Below are 17,030 nucleotides of genomic sequence, written 5' to 3'. Positions count from 1 at the left end.
GAAAAATCTACTTTTGGCGATCACCCATGCTATTTGAGCTTAAGCCCAGATGAAAAATTTCTAGTGGTGGGTAATTATTCAGGTGGCAATTTTTCTGCATATAAAATAGATCAAGGGAACTTGACCCATGTTCAGACTTTTGCTCACGAAGGACAAAGTATCAATTCTTCAAGACAGGAAAAAGCACACGTACATAGCACAGTTTTTCACCCAAATGGTCAGTACCTGTTGGTTGGGGACTTGGGAACAGACAAAATCCACCTTTATGATTTCAATCCGGATTTTGCAGTGCCTTTTCAACCGGCAGCATTTCCTTATTTTGAAGTTGAAGGGGGTGTTGGGCCTAGACACTTAATCATTCATCCAAAAGGTAATACAGTTTATCTTATACATGAGTTGTCTGCAGAAATAGGTGTATATGGGTTTGAAGATGGCCAAATGAGGCTTATCCAAACAGTGAGTTTGACAGATAAGGATTTTATTGGAGCGGTCGGAGCTGCTGAATTAAGATTTTCACCTGATAATAAGTTTCTTTATGCCTCTAATAGAGGAGATGCAAATGAGATCAGTTCCTTTGAAATTGATAAAGAAGGTAAGTTGAATTTTGTAGAAAGGATCAAATCCGGTGGAATTATGCCCAGAAATTTCATCATCACCAAAGATGGGAAGTATGTATTGGCAGCTCATCAGGAAACATCTGATATTGTGGTGTTTGAGAGAAATTTAAGAAACGGGAAGCTTAGTAAGACCAATTTAAAAGTAAATTACAATAAACCGGTTTATTTATATGAATTGGATTAAATCAGAATATTCCCGCTTTATGTAGCCTTTACATATTGGCTAAATGAAATAATTTTTGGCGAATCACATAAAATACTTTTGAATTATTTTAGCGGAATGGTTTTAATTGTAAAAAGTATCCGTACCTTTGGCATTATTATTAATTCAATATCAATTATCATGAACACAGGAAAAGTAAAATTTTTTAATGAATCTAAAGGATTCGGTTTTATCGTAGACAACGAATCATCAAAAGAGTATTTCGTTCACATCACAGGCTTGATCGACGAAATCAGAGAAGATGACGAAGTTACTTTCGACCTTAAAGAAGGAAGAAAAGGCCTAAACGCTGTGAATGTAAAAGTAGTCTAAGCTATATACACATTGACATCAATTTAAGAAGTCCCGAATATTTCGGGACTTTTTTTATGTCCATATTTTTATAAAATAAACATTTTTAGATTTTAGGATCAGAAAATTAAATTTACCCTTCAGGATTTTTCCATTTTTGTTTTTCTTCATCATAACACAAAGTCCCCGAATCAATCCACAAAGGGGAAGGCACATTATTGTGGTATAACTGACCCGTTCCTAAACCTTGAGGAAGACCTGTTTTGAAGGTTGAAGTAAATTGTGCTATGGCATTCAATCCGATATTACTCTCCAGAGCAGATGTCATCCACCAACCTATTCCCATGGATTCTGCCAACTCAATCCACTCTCTACTTGAATCCAAACCGCCTAACAGTGTAGGCTTTAAGATTATAAACTGCGGTTTGATTTTTTCCAGCAAATCTCTTTTTTCTTCTAAGCCATGTATTCCAATCAATTCCTCATCCAGAGCAATGGGTAAAGGTGTTTGAATGCATAGTTTGGTCATTACCTTTATTTGCCCCTGCTTAATTGGCTGTTCTATACTATGCAAATCAAAAGAAGCAAGTTTTGTCATCTTTTCCATAGCCTCATCTGGAGAAAAAGCGCCATTTGCGTCTACCCTCAAGGTAATCCTATCAGCACCATAGCTTTCCCTTATGTAAGACAAAAGAGAGCACTCCTGCTCAAAGTCTATTGCTCCAATTTTCATCTTGATGCAATCATATCCCTCCTTCAATTTCTGATCTATTTGCTTCAGCATAAAATCTTTGTTTCCCATCCAAATCAAACCATTTATCGGGATGGGTTTTCGGATGCTGATAAAATCAGTCTGAAATATTTTCTTTTCCCCACCATTTTTAAAGTCTAGCAATGCTGTTTCAAATGCAAATCGAACACTTGGTAAATTTTCTGGGATATGCTCCTTTACCCATTGAAAAATGGCTTTATCCTCTTTGGGTATAGTTTTTCCTGAAAGATCTATACAGAGATTGGATAATAAAACTTCAAAATCTGGTAGATCATCAGGACTCAGTTTAGGTAGGGGTGCCGCTTCTCCCCAACCGTAGATATCGGGGCTAAGATTACTCGAAGCTTTGATAAAAAAAGTTCTTTTTTCTTTGAGTGTTCCTCTTGAAGTTCCTGCCTCAAATTTGAATTTAAGTAAATGAGGTAGATAGGAGAAGTTTATTTTATTTAATTCTTTTGGCATTAGGGCTATATTTGCAGGCTAAATCAAAAACAGAACAAGCTGCCAATGACTTTGTTGAAATCAATCCAAAATATACGTTTAACGGATTACGAATATACATTGCCTGAAGAAAAAATCGCCAAGTTTCCGCTTGAAATAAGGGATGAGTCAAAGCTCCTCCAATACAACAAACAGGGAATTACCCATCATGGCTTCAAAGATTTGCCTCAAATACTACCAGAGGACTGCATGATGGTATTCAACAATACCAAAGTAATTCCGGCAAGGTTGATTTTTCAAAGAGCAACAGGGGCAAAAATTGAGATTTTTTTACTGAAGCCCATTTATCCAAGCGCTGTAATCAATGAAGTAATGATCAATACCCAATCAGTTACTTGGGAATGCATGATCGGCAACCTTAAAAAATGGAAGGCACAAGAACAACTGAGGGGGATTGTGGAAATCCATGGAGAACAGGTTGAACTTACCGCAAAACTGACTGATAGGGATAAAAGGTGGGTTCAATTGGAATGGAAAGGTAATCTTATACCCTTTGTTTCATTAGTGGAAGCTTCCGGCGAAGTGCCCCTTCCCCCCTACCTTAATAGAAAGGCAACCCCGGATGACAAGCCCCGCTATCAAACAGTGTATTCTAAAAAGGAAGGAGCCGTAGCCGCTCCAACAGCTGGACTTCATTTTACCGAAAATGTATTAGAACAATTGAGGCGTAAAGGAATTAAAGAAGAATACCTTACCCTCCATGTAAGCGCAGGTACCTTTCAGCCCATCAAATCAGAAATGATTACCGAGCATAATATGCACAGTGAACAAGTGGTGGTTTCTTTGGAAAGCATTGTGAATATCGCTAAGCAAAAACAAAAAATAGTGGCTGTTGGCACCACCTCAATGAGGACTTTAGAAAGTCTGTATTGGTATGGTGTGAAATTATTAAAAGATACCAGCTGCGAATTTTTGATAGAAAAACTTTTCCCTTACGGTGAAACAAAGGATCTTCCAACCAAGCAAGAAAGTTTTGAAGCTATTTTAAAATATATGCAAAAATATAATCTCAGAGAGATCACAGGATCCACTGAGATATTTATCATGCCCGGCTATGACTTCAAAGTATGCGATGGACTTGTGACTAATTTTCACCAACCTTCATCAACCTTGGTCCTACTTATAGCCGCATTTACAGAAGGCAATTGGAGAAAAATTTATGATGAAGCATTGAGTCAAGATTACAGATTTCTGAGCTATGGTGATAGCAATATTTACTGGAGGGACTGATTATCAATCATTCCCTCCAGATCCTAGTTTATTAATTCCATTCAGGAGATTTTGGTAATAAGTTCGACCTACAGGAACAACATCTTTATCAACCGTTAATTCTTTTGGGTTGATGGTTATGATTTCCTCAATCCTTACAATGTAACTTTTGTGAATTCTGATAAATTCATCAGCAGGCAAGATGGATTCAAACTCCTTGAGAATGTTTCTTAGGGAATACACACTTGTACGGGTAACCAGGGTCGTATAATTCCCATCACCTTTCATCCACATGATATCGGAGAATTTTACTTTAACCAGGTTGCCTTTGTTTCTTACAAAAATTGCGTTTTTGACTAACAATTTATTTTCTTTGTTGAGAGTCCCATTACCGTTTTTGTTTCCATTGGACTTTGACGAATACTCTTTCAAGACCTCTTTCATTTTTTTATTTTTTTTTCCAGGTCAAATGGAACCTTGCATTTAAACCGAAAATATTTCGTAACCTCTTAAGTTATCAGAAAGCAACCCGGAATTTGATCCCAAATGTTCAGGACCATACACGATTTCATGACCTAATATTGTTTATACACTCGTAACCTTTTGTTTATAGAAATGTTTGTAAGGGACTTAAAACTTCAAAATTGTCAGTAGTAATTTGAATTATAAAAATCAATTGTGAGTATGCGCTTAATCGCTTAGATTTGATCTTGTTAATTGGCAAGTCTTACATGAACAAAAAATTACAATATGTCATTTCTTTATTTCTCCTGCTATCCTTTGGCTGCGAAAAGAAAGAAGAACAACCTTCAACCCAAGAAGGTCTTGTTAGGTTGAGTGAATTAGAGCTTCAAGCATACAATCAGGGTACTCCTAGTGCTAGACTTCAATCCGGATCTACTTGGACACATGTATTCAAGTCAGAAGCTAAAATAACCTTTACCAGCGAACAAACAGGAGAGCAATATGAGCTCATTTATGATCCGAATAATTTCGGTAATAGCTCATTGAAGCTTCCTTATGCAGATTACACCTACAGTACAGAGGTTTCTGGGAATAATTACGAAAACTTTTTACCCTACACAGCAAAGGGTGAATTCCGTTTGAATAGTGCTTCCTTAGAAATTAGATTACAGGCTGAAACCGAGTATGGACTGGTAACTGTAAAGAACAAAAACCTAGAGTCGGCACCCATCATGGTGGATGGTAGCAGTATCAATATGACACTTTTGGGAAATCACTATTACAAATATGTCAAATCAGGAAGAGAACCTGTCTTAGAAATTATAGAGAACATTTTTCAAAATACCATCAGGAGAACCATTTCCGTAGAAGCTTACAAGCATTATAACTACAGGGTTATTGTTTCTGATGGTAGTAGTGAGGTGGTAGACCTGCAAATGCAGGATTTTGATTTGATTGAAGAAGATTTAATGGTCAATGTGGGGACAGTCCCAGCTACCCAAATGCCACAATTTGTCACGAATTTGGTATCAGAACTGAGAGAAAGTTCGGGCTTGGCTTACTTTAATAATCAATTATGGACAATCAATGACAGCGGTAATGAAAACATTATCTACCAAGTGGATGAATCCAATGGAAACACTTTAAAAAGGGTTAGGGTAAGTAATGCTGAAAATATTGACTGGGAAAGTCTCGCCCAAAATGAGGAATATCTGTTTATAGGTGATTTCGGAAATAACTCTGGTAACAGAAAAGATTTAACCATTTACAAAATAGAAAAATCTAAAGTGATCAGTCAGGAAGAAGTAGAGGCCGATAAAATCACCTTTTCATACCCGGATCAAAGTGACTTCACTCCTGCGTTGAATAACAATAACTTTGATTGTGAGGCGTTTTTTTTTGCTAACGGCAAACTACATCTTTTCAGCAAAAACTGGCTAGACAACAAAACTAAGTATTATACACTTCCTAGTACTCCCGGGGGGTATGAGGCTGAATTCATAACTGAATTTGATTCCCAGGGTCTGATTACGGGTGCAGACATCAATCCCATCACTGGTGATATTGCAATGATTGGCTATACAAATGCCGGTTTTTCTACCCAATGTTTTGTTTGGCTTTTTTCAGGTTATCCCTCTTTTGATATTTTTCAAGGCAAAAAAAACAGAATAGTTTTGGGTAGTCCTGCTGTATTAGGCCAGACAGAAGCCATATACCTAAAAGCAGACAATTCAGGATGGATTTCTTCTGAAGAGATTTCTGCTGGAGGGTTTACAGTCCCTCCTAAGCTTTTCTCCTTTGATTACAGTAATTTCTTTTAATCCAAGTCGGAAACCTTTTTAGAATTTTGACGGATGATTTTATCCAGATCCTGTGCTAAAGCCTTAAGGTATGAGAGGTATTTTTTATTTTCCTTATCCAATTGAGAGTCATCTATCAACTCAAGAAGCCCCAAAATTGAGGATAAAGGAGACCTAAGGACAGTACTTTGGTTATGGAGCACATCTCTCATCAGCTTATTTTGAGATTTTATTTTATCTGAATGTTTTGTTTGGTCATTGATGTCCTTACATGCATAACCAAATCCAACCACATTTTCCTGACTGTCAATAAGAGGAAAAAATTTGTGAGAATACAGTATTTTTTCTTTTGTCATCTTCGTAGGAACTGCCAATTCAAAACACTTAAACTTCCCGCTCAATATGGATTCCACTTCCTTTAAAAAAACCTCATCAATTTCTTCCATTAGGTAATTGATGAATTTATCACCATCCTGCAGATCTTTATTAAAACGCTGTTTCACCAGTTTTTCAGCAGAAGAATTATAACCTATCACCTTAAGATCTTTTCCAACTAAAAAAACACTTTCCTCAGAACTCTCTAAGACCGATTGAAGGGTAAGCTGCAATTGCTTTATTTCTTCCGAAAGATTCTGTACCTGGGATATATCTTTAAAAACGACATCAATTCCCGATATTCGTGGCAGTATATATATTTTATACCATCTACCATTGAGACTGTTGAAGTCCTCAAAAATACGCATGGTCTTGCTTTCCTTCGCTTTTTTAAATTCAAGTGCATATCTGTAGATATCCTTTTCGGGATAAATTTGCCAAATTGTATTTCCCAGAAGTTTATCTTCCTTCATTTCAAAAAACTTTTCAGCAAGCTCATTGGCTTTTTGAATTTGCCATTTGTGATTGAGTTGAAAGTAAATGTCTGTGGCAGGGTTAACGTCTTTTGGAAAAGTGTAATCAGTAGAAAAACTACTGACGACCACTTGTTTGGGATAACCAATTCCAAGAATTCCTGAAAAATCACCCTCTTTTGTCATAAGCACCGTAAATTCCCATTTGGCCGGATGACTTTTGTGGTTCAATTCAACTGTTTCTCCCCTATTAGGCTTACCTGTCACTTCAATCAAAAATGCATGGATATCAAATTCGCTCTTGTCTTTTAGGCATTCAGTAAAATTCAGCTCAAAATCAGAAACTATTTTTGCATCAAACAGTCTTTGGAATTTTTCATTTGAAAACCATATCTGGCCCTCAATATCGACTACACAAACATATATCAAATCTGACTGCTTGAAATATTGTGGAATCAGTGCTTCAATTTCTTTAACCTTCAACATATCCTCTTCATTGATAAAACATACTCCATTAAGCAAGTATGCCTAATAGAATGCTTAAAGTTAAGAATTGTCGTATATAAAATAAAGTTTTGAGCTATTTAAAATAGTAAAATATTATTCTTATTTTAAATAAATAAAAATTGAAAATTTCGTATATTGATTTTTTATTTATAAACTAAAAAAAATGGATTTCGTGCTAAAATCAATAATTAGAGTGTTCTTTGAAAAATAAAATTCAAAAAATTTGGTTTATGCGAACGCTTGATCAGCATTGAGGTTGATTTTGTTAATGAAGTTTTCGAAATCAGCATAGTCAATTTCCTTTATCATCATAATGAGTATATGTGCTAATTCCTGTTTGCATAAGCTGACACAAAACTTGTACTTATTCTGATTAATCGCATAAATCCTCTTTTCATCAAAAATTCTTTGAAGGGCTTCTTTATTTTTTGATTTAATAATTAATTTTTCATGATCAACATCATGCATATTGATTGAAAAGACACCATGTAAGGATGAGATAAGCATAATTTGGTATTGTATTACATTTAGATTGAAATAGAATAAAGGATTGGCATATATTCTATTAACTCAAAAGTATCTATATATATATTAAGAAAAAATACCCTGTACAGGGTATTTTTCATACTTAACAATTATATAATACCAAAGAAAACCGAAGTTTTTTCATTTTGGAAAAAAAGATCTTTATCCGTCTTATCAAAAAAACTTTCTTTAATGAATTTTTTAATTCTTGATAGACAAGATGTTAAAGCTCTTATTAATCAAAAGGGTAAATTTGCCCGTTAATTAGGGCTGTACATCTTGTATAATTGTTTATTTATCATTTATATTTGCATCACTTTAGAGTGATGATCATCTTTAAGGTTAAACAGAGAGTTGGGTGAGTGGCTTAAACCAGCAGTTTGCTAAACTGTCGTACGCGTAATAGTGTACCGGGGGTTCGAATCCCCCACTCTCTGCAAGTACCAAGCCTAACGCTTTGCGTTGGGCTTTTTGCATTTTCAGAATTGGAGCAACTGGTTTGGATTGTATTAAATCCATTTTTAGAAATTAAAATACTATCAAAGCTGTCAGATGTTGACTGAAAAAACTCAGTTACTTCCACTCTAGGCATTCTATATCATTGAGTTCGGGACCGCCACCACGGTTAGCACTGCCAGCCGCGACATAGACTTTGCCTTTCCAATAGACTACTCCTGTACCATGGCGCCCCTGGTTAAGATCAGGCAAACGAATCCAAGTCTCATCCCTTGTATCCAAAACTTCTACTTCTGAATGTGCCGGAACCTGATTGGCACTTTCTCCATTCATCACCAAGAGATAAGGATCATTCCCGATACTTGAAGTTCCGCCCCTTGGTGTGGGCAGCTCAGTTTTGACAGTAGACCATGTATAGGAATTGAAATCAAAATAATCCACTTCAGGAATGGTCAACTCTAATACCTTGCCGATCTCCGCATGAGATGTTCTCCCTCCGGCTACATAAGCCCTGTCTCCTATCAAAGAGGCCGAAAAATGATCCCTCGGCCTGGGGGCATCCGGCAATATCTTCCACTCCCCTGTTTTGGTATCATATTCATCAAACCAAGGAACAAAACCGTTCCAATGTCCATCGATGATTCCACAGACCATGTATATTTTATCCCCCCTTGTAAAAACCCCGGCAGATCCCCTGCGCCTGTTTTCCGGGATTTCAGGGCCTTTTCTCCAAGTATTATCTTTAGGATTGAAAATCAAAAATTCGGGAATTGGAGTTTCGTGGGGATAAGGACCCGTAAAGGCCCCTAAAACATAAATCTCATTATTGAATGTTATCGCCTGAAAATGATGGAATTCCATGGGACTGTCTGCAAGGACAGTCCATTTGTTCGTTTCGGGATCAAAAGCTTCTACAGGTCTATCTCCCCTGCCCCCCAAAGCGTAAAATTTTCCATCACATTCCACCAGGGAGTTTTCATGTCTAGGAACAGCCTCGTTTGCAGCTTTGAGTTTTTTCCAATTAGCCCCTACAGTCTGCCCAGAAGCAAAGGAGGATGTAAATACAAGAAATGCTAAAAGAAAAGGTTTCATAGACTTGGAACTTGGCTTAAAATATTATGGAAATTACATTTTTAAAACCGCATTGTCAAAATGTATAAAGGGACTAGGTGCAGTTGTAAGTAGATCAGGGAAATTTTAGTTATGTGTATACATCAACATTTGAAATCAGATCAATTTCCCCATTTGGAGAGATAGTTTTCACCCAAAATCCTGCACTGGTGCCAATCAATTCCAGCAATATTCTATTGTTTTGAAATTGTATAAAAAACTTGTTTCAATACATGAAATACACATTAAATTCTACGAAAAATGATTTGGAATTAATCCATACAATAACTTTTAATACTTAGGCAAATAATCTACTTTTGATCAAATCACTCAATAATTAGAGCGTTAAATAAGATTTGAAAATGATGAACAAAACATCCTTTTTTCAAAGGATATTATTCATTTATTGCTCACTTACCCTAGTTTCTATTAAGACCTCCTTTTCCCAACAGTGGAATGTAGTCGAAAAAGAATCCGTTTTTGTAAGAACTGATTGGAATAATTCCAATGGGCTTCCTGTGAATACTGTTTTCAGAACAGTGCAGGACAAAACCGGCTTTGTATGGATGGCTACCGAAGAAGGATTAGTCCGCTTCGATGGCAGGTCATTCAAAAATTTCAACCACACCAATAACCCGAATATCCAGACCCCAACATTCAATGACTTGACCTATGCTCGGTCAGGGGGAATCTATGCCGCAAATTCAAACGCTCTGGTCTATGCATCATTCAATCAACTAGATGTGTATAACAGCCCCAAAGAATTAGGGCCGGTCAGGTTTACTGCAATCACGGAGACTTCATCGGGAGAGGTTTTTTTAGGAACACAAAACGGAAACCTTTTCTTGTTTCAAGATAATGAATTTAAAGATGTATTCCGTCCTGATTCCTTGAAAATAGGCTACATCAGAGAGTTGGAAGATTTTGGTGACCACCTTTTACTTGGGGGGCCAAATGGCTTTTTTACATTTGATAAAAACACAGGGGATTTTCACGAATATGGGCTTTTATCGCGAAAAGATGTGAAAGCAATTCTGATTACGCCAAGTCTTGATGTTTACATCGGTACAAGATTACATGGGCTATACCATTTGACTGATGGTGATTTAAAAAAAATGGAATTTCCAGCTGATCTAGGTCTCGAAGAGATCAGTGCCCTGGAAAATTCAAATCTTGATAAAGGCGTGTGGGTAGGAACAAGTTCCCATGGAATTTATAAGGTAAAAGGTAAAGAGATCATTTCTTTTCCCAATATAAACAACGCTTTGAATGAAGTTTGGGACATCTATGAAGACAATGAACAGGCATTGTGGGCAAGCGGACTAGGGATTGGAATTTCCAGGTTCAGTCAATCTACTTTAGAAATCATTGATGAAAAGTCAGGATTAAGCCACAGTGTTATCCTGGCTACATTTGAAGACAGTAGACAGGGGCTTTGGTTGGGGACCCCGGGAGGCGGGCTGAATCGTGTCACTCCAGAGGGAGTCCTGCATTTTTCAACCAAAAATGGTCTTAGCCATGATTTGGTATTGAGCTTGGCCCAGAGAGGTGATGAGATTTTTGTCGGAACAGGAAATGGTCTTAATAAAATCAACTTAAACACCCTGAAAATAGAAAAAAGCTTTTTTGACAAAATTGACCTTAAGGAAGAAGTGATATATTCCCTACTGAAAGATTCAAAAAACAATATTTGGATAGGCACCATCAATGGTATTCTTCAGAAACTATCCCCTGATGGATCACTGAAAACCCTACAATTAAAAAAGGAATTGATTGATGCTAAAATCATTTTTGGGATGGAGGACTCCAAGGGCTTGTTATGGTTTGGGACTTATGGCAACGGCTTTTTTTCAATCAATGAAAAAGAAGTTATTAAGCATTTTCCGGTATATGACCTTGCTCCATCACAGATGGCAACAGGAATTTGGGAGGATCCCGAGGGAGACTTATGGATAGGTACTCCTGACGGTTTGATCTTATTCTCCGATGGTGAAATGCGTATTTTCGGAAAGAGAAATGGTTTTCAGTTTGAAGGTATTTTCAAAATGATTCCAGATGACGACGGTATGATTTGGTTGAGTGGGAATCACGGTATTCAAAACACATCCATCGCACAGCTTATGGATCTGAAGAAATCAAAAGCCGAAAACCATAGGATAGCATTTACCCTATTTGACAAATCAGATGGCTTGTTGAACAACGAATTCAACGGGGGTTTTCATCCTTCTGGCTGGAAACTTTCAAGCGGTAAAATAATCTTTCCAAGCATGGAAGGGGCTGTAATTGTGAATCCTAAAAATATCAGGACAAAGAGCACACTGAGCCCTCCTTACATTGAATCACTGAATTTTGAAAATAAGGAGGTGCTTATAGATGCTGATATTCATGTTCCAGCAGGAATCAATTTTTTCAATATCAGGTACGGCAACATAGAATTTAACAAACCCAATTCCATCCAATATGCATACAGGATCAAAGAATTAGGATCACAATGGATTGAAAACGAAAATAGAACTCAGGCTTATTTTACAGGATTAAATCCGGGTAAATATGAATTTCAGGTAAGGGCCCAACAGTTTGGTGAATACGCTGAAATCACATCCATCAATTTTATAGTCGATGCATTTTTTTACCAAACCATATGGTTTAAAATTTTCGCATTGATTTGCGTATTCGTAATGGGCTTTGTGGTGAGAACCCTGATCATGAATAAGCGATTAAAGGTAGAACTCCAGCAAAAAATAGAATCACAGACCACTGACCTCCATGCCAAAAACCAAAGTTTGATGAAGGCTTTGACCCATTTGGAAAAACACAACAAATTGCTCGAAGATGTTGCTTGGACGCAGTCTCACCAATTTAGGGGTCCGCTTTCGAAAATTCTTGGGATGATTGAAGTTCTGAAAAATTATGACAATTTTAAGAATGTGGAAAAAACGAAAGAGGAAATTCTAAAAGAAATTGAAATGAGTTCAAAAGAACTTGATCATATTCTTCGGAAATTAAATCTAAAACTGGAGGAACATGAAGCAGAAAAGTGATCCAAATATCCCCATTATCATCATTGATGACGAACCGGGAATATTATTCCTCCATGAATTGATGCTCACAGAAAGCAATATATCCAACCAGTTATACTCATTCTACAATCCAATTGAAGGATTGGATTTTATCAGGAAGACGGTCAGTGAAAACAAGTATATTTTGGTTTTATTGGACATCAACATGCCATTGATGAACGGATGGGAAATTCTGGAAAAACTCGATGAGCTTAAAATTGCTGACCAGGTCAATGTCATTATGGCCACATCCTCCATTCAAAAGTCTGATAAAGAAAAAAGTCAAAAATACAATACCGTAAAAATGTACCTTGAAAAACCCATTGACCTTGAGGATTGTCAATTGATCAAGGGTTTACTTTTGGGTATGAAATAAAAAGTCTCCTAAACAGTTTTGTTTTAAAAGAGAAGATCAGGAATTTCAATTCTATAAAAAGAGTAACTGATGCTAAGAAAATGGATGAACTTTTAAGTTATGAAATTGAATCCTAAAATTGATAAATATCTCATTGACGGTTGTATGCGCTGTAAATATGGAGGAACACCACAGTGCAAAGTGCTTAGTTGGGTGCAGGAACTTGAACTCTTGAGACAGATTGTCCTTGACACAGGTTTGAAAGAAGAAATCAAATGGGGAGTACCGGTGTACACATATGATGGTAAAAATATAGTTACAGTTAACGCATTAAAAGATTCTGCTAACATCGGATTCTTTAAGGGAGCTATCATGAAAGACACCCATAAAATTCTTAAACAACAGGGAAATATACAGTCTGCTAGGCTTATCAGGTTTTCTGATGTTGATTCAATCAATGAATTAAAAGATATTTTGAAAGTTTACATATTGGAAGCTATAGCCATTGAGAAAAGTGGCGAAAAAGTGAAAATTGTCAAAAATCCTGAACCCATTCCTGAGGAATTATTACAGGCTTTTGATGAAGATTCAAGCTTCAAAAAGGCTTTTTTCTCATTAACACCCGGTAGGCAAAGAGGATATAATATTCACTTTTCACAACCCAAACAGGCTAAGACTCGAATTGCAAGGATTGCTAAATACAAAAAACAAATTAAGGCTGGAGTGGGATTACATGATAATTATAAACAAACGAAGTGAAAAGATGGGTATAGTAAATCTATTAAAAGAAAAAAGCTGTCAAAATTGACAGCTTTTTTATTACAAAAATGAAATGATTTTTTTAAAGCTCGGGCATCAAGACGCCATCAATCACATGGACAACACCATTTTCAATTTCTACATCTGCATTGATTACACTTACAGTAGATCCATTTGCATCTGTAACTGTAACAGTTTGACCAGCTTTAAATACTACCAGTTCTTGGCCAGCCAAAGTTGTAAAGGTGTTCTCGCCTTCTTCCAAGTCATCAGCGAAAGCTATGGCAGGAACTACATGAAAACCTAAAACGGTTTCCAGGTTATTAATTCCTCCTAACTCCTCAACCAATTCATCGAGATCTTCCGCTCCATTGGCTTCAAGTGCATCTTGAAAAGCAGCATTGTTTGGAGCAAACACTGTGATGGATTCAGACTCCAAAAGAGTAGTTGACAATCCGGGAACTTCATTGACAGCGTCAAGTAAAATGGTCAAGTTGGCTTCGTTGGCAGCTTCCACCAAATTTGGACTAGGCTCCTCCGATTGTGGTGGTTGTTCATCCTCATTATCGCAGGAAGATAGCAATAGTGCTGTGCAAACAAATGAGGCTAGCATTAAATAATGTAACTTTTTCATAATTAAAATTTGTTGGTTCAGATCTACTAACGATGATAAAATAATAATGATTTAATTTTTTATATGTTTTTTTATATTTAGTTGATTTAATCATGATTTTAATAATTATTTAACATGTTTTGATTATTTATTACCAATTTAGTCTTGGTTAAAATCAGACTACATATATTTAAATAATAAAAATACCTTCACCCTTTCAAAGTCTCTGATTATAGATGTATCATTAGTCTTAATAAGAGAAAAATTAAATTTCAAACCGAATTACAAAGTTGAGTTAAAAAGTTGGGCTCCTTATTCTCTACGGTTAATCTTACGTCATACTATTGCAAAACAGAAATAAATTGGTGAATTTCCAAAATGGATCATCCTGATTTTAAAAACACTGCTATATCAAGTTTTGAAAAGTATCTGCAGGATAAAGTCTTGGTAAAGCAGGAACATCTTCCACCTTTATTGGAGATGATTTCCTTTAAATCCATCCAAAAACAGGAATTTCTGCTTTCAAAAGGAGATGTCTGTGAGCATGCCTTTTTTGTGTTGTCGGGACTTCTGAGAATGTACTCCATTGATAAGAACGGCAAAGAACATCTTTTGCAGTTTGCACCTGAAAATTGGTTTGTATCAGACAGGGGTAGTATCTATTTTAGCCAGCCTTCAAATTACTTTATTGATGCAATTGAGGACAGTATGGTCATTATGTTTGATAGATCCTTTACTGAAAAGGCTTCTTCCATCAGTCCTGAATTCAGGAACTATAATGAGTACTTGCTTCAGAACCATGTTAGACAGCTTCAAAACCGAATCAACTTACTCATAGGTGCAGACGCAGAAAAAAGATACCTGGATTTTATCAATCAATACCCTGATCTCTTCGGGAGAGTTCCCCAATGGATGATTGCAAGTTACTTGGGCATAACTCCCGAAAGCCTCAGTCGCGTCAGGAAAGCGTTACACAAGCGCAATCCTTAGACTATACCGATCTTATCATACATCAATGCAGATGATTTTCCTTAGTCCTAGTTTTGTATCAAAAGAAAGGAATGATATATGAAAACTAGAAAAATTGAACTGGTAGCAGCACCCAGACCACCTCATTTTGTAGGTGATGGATTTAGGGTACATAATTTTATTCCAAGCGGTTATCGCATGGATATGAAAAGAATGGACCCATTTATCATGCTGGATTACAACTCTAAATTCTACTTCCCTCCTACTGATACCCCAAGGGGTGTAAGCGTTCATCCCCACAGGGGTTTTGAAACAGTAACTATTGCTTACAAAGGTAAAGTTGCCCACCATGATAGTAGCGGTGGCGGTGGAATAATAAGTGAAGGTGATGTACAATGGATGACTGCAGCTTCAGGAGTTTTGCACAAAGAATATCATGAGAAAAATTTCAGCCAAAACGGTGGAGACTTTCAGATGGTGCAACTTTGGGTAAACCTCCCTGCCAAAGACAAGATGTCGCCTCCAAAGTACCAAGGACTTGCCAATGACAAAATCAATAAATTTCAATTGCCGGACAATGCGGGCATTGTAGAAGTTATTGCAGGTGAATACCTAGGTATGAAGGGAAGTGCAAGCACCTTTTCTCCTGTACATTTGATGAATGCCAAACTAAAGGCAGGAAGAAGTGCTGATTTCTATTTTCCAGAGAATTTCAATACCGGGATTTTAGTAATTGAAGGAGAAATCAAGGTCAATGGAGAAGAAATTGTTCCTACAGATCATTTTGTACTATTAGAAAATAATGGGACAGATTTCAAGGTTGAAGCAACAGAAGAAGCTGTGGTATTGGTACTGAGTGGTGAACCACTGAATGAACCCATTGTGGCGCATGGTCCATTTGTAATGAACAGCCATCAGGAAATCGTTCAGGCAATAGACGATTTTAATAATGGAAAATTCGGATATTTAGAAGAGTAAAGATTCTAAAACAATAAAAATGTCCAATATTTCACTCATAATTGAAGAAAGAGCCGCCAACATAGGAAACTTTATGGTTGGGCGGCTCCTTCCTTTTAGGCAAAAAAGAGCAGTCGGTCCATTCGTATTTATTGACCATATGGGTCCAGCGAAATTAAAAGATTACCAAAACCTTGATGTGCCACCGCATCCTCATATTGGACTTTCTACATTGACTTACCTTTTTGAAGGATCTATCATACACAGAGATAGCATAGGTAGTGAAGTGGAGATCAAACCTGGAGCGGTAAATTGGATGACTTCGGGAAAGGGAGTGGTGCATTCAGAAAGGACACCAGAGTACCTTAGAGAAACTGATAAATCTTTGCATGGATTGCAGATTTGGGTGGCACTTCCCAAAGAATTAGAAGAGTCCGAGCCGACATTCACCCATGTGGAAGCAGATCAAATCCCTTCCTTGAAGTTGGGGTCTGCTACAGTCAAAGTAATTGCGGGTGAAGTTTTTGGTTTAAAATCTCCTGTTCCTGTACACAGCAAGCTATTTATGATAGAAATCAAAAGCAAGACTGTCCAAAAAATCAATATTGGGGAAGAGCTCTTTGGTGAAAGTGGTTTATATATCCTTGAAGGTTCTGTCAATAGTGACGGCCATACCTATGGTTCCAGGCAAATTCTCATAGCAACAGATAGTAGTTTGTGTGAATTTGAAATAGAGGCCCATTCTACAGTCTATATTTTTGGAGGCGAGCCATTTCCTGAAGAAAGATACATAGATTGGAATTTAGTTTCCTCCAGTAAGGAAAGGCTTAAAGAAGCCCGGGAAATGTGGAAGAACCAAGAATTTCCAAAAGTACCAGGAGAAACAGATTTTGTGCCTTACCCGGAATTTAAAAAAGGTTGATTGCAATTATATGAAACAATAAAAGCCACCCAATATGAGTGGCTTTTATTGTTTTTGAAATACTGAAACATAA

15 protein-coding genes and 1 tRNA gene are annotated in these 17,030 nt (G+C 36.8%); 11 read left to right on the top strand and 5 right to left on the bottom strand.

Annotated elements, in window-relative coordinates; all coding sequences use genetic code 11:
• Both EA341_RS06635 and EA341_RS06630 read left to right on the top strand, forming a co-directional pair.
• Positions 1-801 (top strand): lactonase family protein (locus EA341_RS06635; protein WP_293012457.1); only part of this gene is annotated, 801 nt, incomplete at its 5' end.
• A gap of 159 nt (positions 802-960) precedes the next feature.
• The gene (locus tag EA341_RS06630; RefSeq protein ID WP_009032438.1) at positions 961-1,152 is read left to right on the top strand and encodes a cold-shock protein; all 192 of its coding nucleotides are present in this window, start codon (positions 961-963) and stop codon (positions 1,150-1,152) included.
• A gap of 112 nt (positions 1,153-1,264) precedes the next feature.
• On the opposite strand, the gene EA341_RS06625 is transcribed toward EA341_RS06630, so the two are convergent.
• Positions 1,265-2,365 (bottom strand): o-succinylbenzoate synthase, encoded by a 1,101-nt coding sequence (locus tag EA341_RS06625; protein ID WP_293012456.1) that lies wholly within the window; start codon positions 2,363-2,365, stop codon positions 1,265-1,267.
• A gap of 45 nt (positions 2,366-2,410) precedes the next feature.
• Between EA341_RS06625 and EA341_RS06620 the strand changes: the two genes are divergently transcribed.
• Entirely contained in the window at positions 2,411-3,634 is a 1,224-nt protein-coding gene (locus tag EA341_RS06620; protein ID WP_293012455.1) for an S-adenosylmethionine:tRNA ribosyltransferase-isomerase, read from the top strand.
• Between the two features lie 3 nt (positions 3,635-3,637).
• Here the strand turns inward: EA341_RS06620 and EA341_RS06615 are convergent, their stop codons facing one another.
• Positions 3,638-4,057, bottom strand: a complete 420-nt coding sequence (locus EA341_RS06615) for a LytTR family DNA-binding domain-containing protein (protein WP_293012454.1) — start codon at positions 4,055-4,057, stop codon at positions 3,638-3,640.
• Between the two features lie 287 nt (positions 4,058-4,344).
• Between EA341_RS06615 and EA341_RS06610 the strand changes: the two genes are divergently transcribed.
• A complete protein-coding gene (locus EA341_RS06610; protein ID WP_293012453.1) occupies positions 4,345-5,898 on the top strand; it encodes a hypothetical protein in 1,554 nt (517 codons plus the stop codon).
• Here EA341_RS06610 and EA341_RS06605 read toward each other — a convergent pair.
• Positions 5,895-7,211 (bottom strand): PAS domain-containing protein, encoded by a 1,317-nt coding sequence (locus EA341_RS06605; RefSeq protein ID WP_293012452.1) that lies wholly within the window; start codon positions 7,209-7,211, stop codon positions 5,895-5,897. The genes EA341_RS06610 and EA341_RS06605 overlap by 4 nt on opposite strands.
• Before the next feature lie 894 nt (positions 7,212-8,105).
• Between EA341_RS06605 and EA341_RS06600 the strand changes: the two genes are divergently transcribed.
• Positions 8,106-8,194, top strand: a tRNA-Ser gene (locus EA341_RS06600).
• Positions 8,195-8,330: 136 nt separating this feature from the next.
• Here the strand turns inward: EA341_RS06600 and EA341_RS06595 are convergent.
• Positions 8,331-9,305: a galactose oxidase gene (locus EA341_RS06595; protein WP_293012450.1), complete on the bottom strand. Its 975-nt coding sequence runs from the start codon at positions 9,303-9,305 to the stop codon at positions 8,331-8,333.
• A 380-nt stretch (positions 9,306-9,685) separates the two neighbouring features.
• Here EA341_RS06595 and EA341_RS06590 point away from each other — a divergent pair, with 380 nt between their 5' ends.
• From EA341_RS06590 to EA341_RS06580, 3 genes are all read left to right on the top strand, one after another.
• Positions 9,686-12,364: a two-component regulator propeller domain-containing protein gene (locus tag EA341_RS06590; protein WP_293012448.1), complete on the top strand. Its 2,679-nt coding sequence runs from the start codon at positions 9,686-9,688 to the stop codon at positions 12,362-12,364.
• Positions 12,348-12,758 (top strand): response regulator, encoded by a 411-nt coding sequence (locus tag EA341_RS06585; protein ID WP_293012446.1) that lies wholly within the window; start codon positions 12,348-12,350, stop codon positions 12,756-12,758. The genes EA341_RS06590 and EA341_RS06585 overlap by 17 nt, the downstream gene beginning before the upstream one ends.
• Before the next feature lie 99 nt (positions 12,759-12,857).
• Positions 12,858-13,496: a YdeI family protein gene (locus EA341_RS06580; protein ID WP_367127008.1), complete on the top strand. Its 639-nt coding sequence runs from the start codon at positions 12,858-12,860 to the stop codon at positions 13,494-13,496.
• A gap of 82 nt (positions 13,497-13,578) precedes the next feature.
• Here EA341_RS06580 and EA341_RS06575 read toward each other — a convergent pair whose 3' ends face one another.
• Positions 13,579-14,130 carry a fasciclin domain-containing protein gene (locus EA341_RS06575; RefSeq protein ID WP_293012443.1) on the bottom strand — a complete coding sequence of 184 codons (552 nt, stop codon included), beginning with the start codon at positions 14,128-14,130 and terminating at the stop codon, positions 13,579-13,581.
• A 357-nt stretch (positions 14,131-14,487) separates the two neighbouring features.
• Between EA341_RS06575 and EA341_RS06570 the strand changes: the two genes are divergently transcribed.
• The 3 genes from EA341_RS06570 to EA341_RS06560 all read left to right on the top strand — a co-directional run bounded on the left by EA341_RS06570 (position 14,488) and on the right by EA341_RS06560 (position 16,957).
• A complete protein-coding gene (locus tag EA341_RS06570; RefSeq protein ID WP_293012442.1) occupies positions 14,488-15,099 on the top strand; it encodes a Crp/Fnr family transcriptional regulator in 612 nt (203 codons plus the stop codon).
• Positions 15,100-15,177: 78 nt separating this feature from the next.
• Positions 15,178-16,056 carry a pirin family protein gene (locus tag EA341_RS06565; RefSeq protein WP_293012441.1) on the top strand — a complete coding sequence of 293 codons (879 nt, stop codon included), beginning with the start codon at positions 15,178-15,180 and terminating at the stop codon, positions 16,054-16,056.
• A 19-nt stretch (positions 16,057-16,075) separates the two neighbouring features.
• On the top strand, positions 16,076-16,957 hold the full coding sequence (locus tag EA341_RS06560) for a pirin family protein (protein ID WP_293012440.1): 882 nt from the start codon (positions 16,076-16,078) through the stop codon (positions 16,955-16,957).
• Positions 16,958-17,030: the final 73 nt, after the last annotated feature.

It is taken from the genome of Mongoliibacter sp., from assembly GCF_007692705.1.
GTDB lineage: Bacteria > Bacteroidota > Bacteroidia > Cytophagales > Cyclobacteriaceae > Mongoliibacter.
The sequence above is the reverse complement of the archived record's forward strand: the minus strand, read 5'-3'. Positions and strand labels throughout refer to the sequence as shown.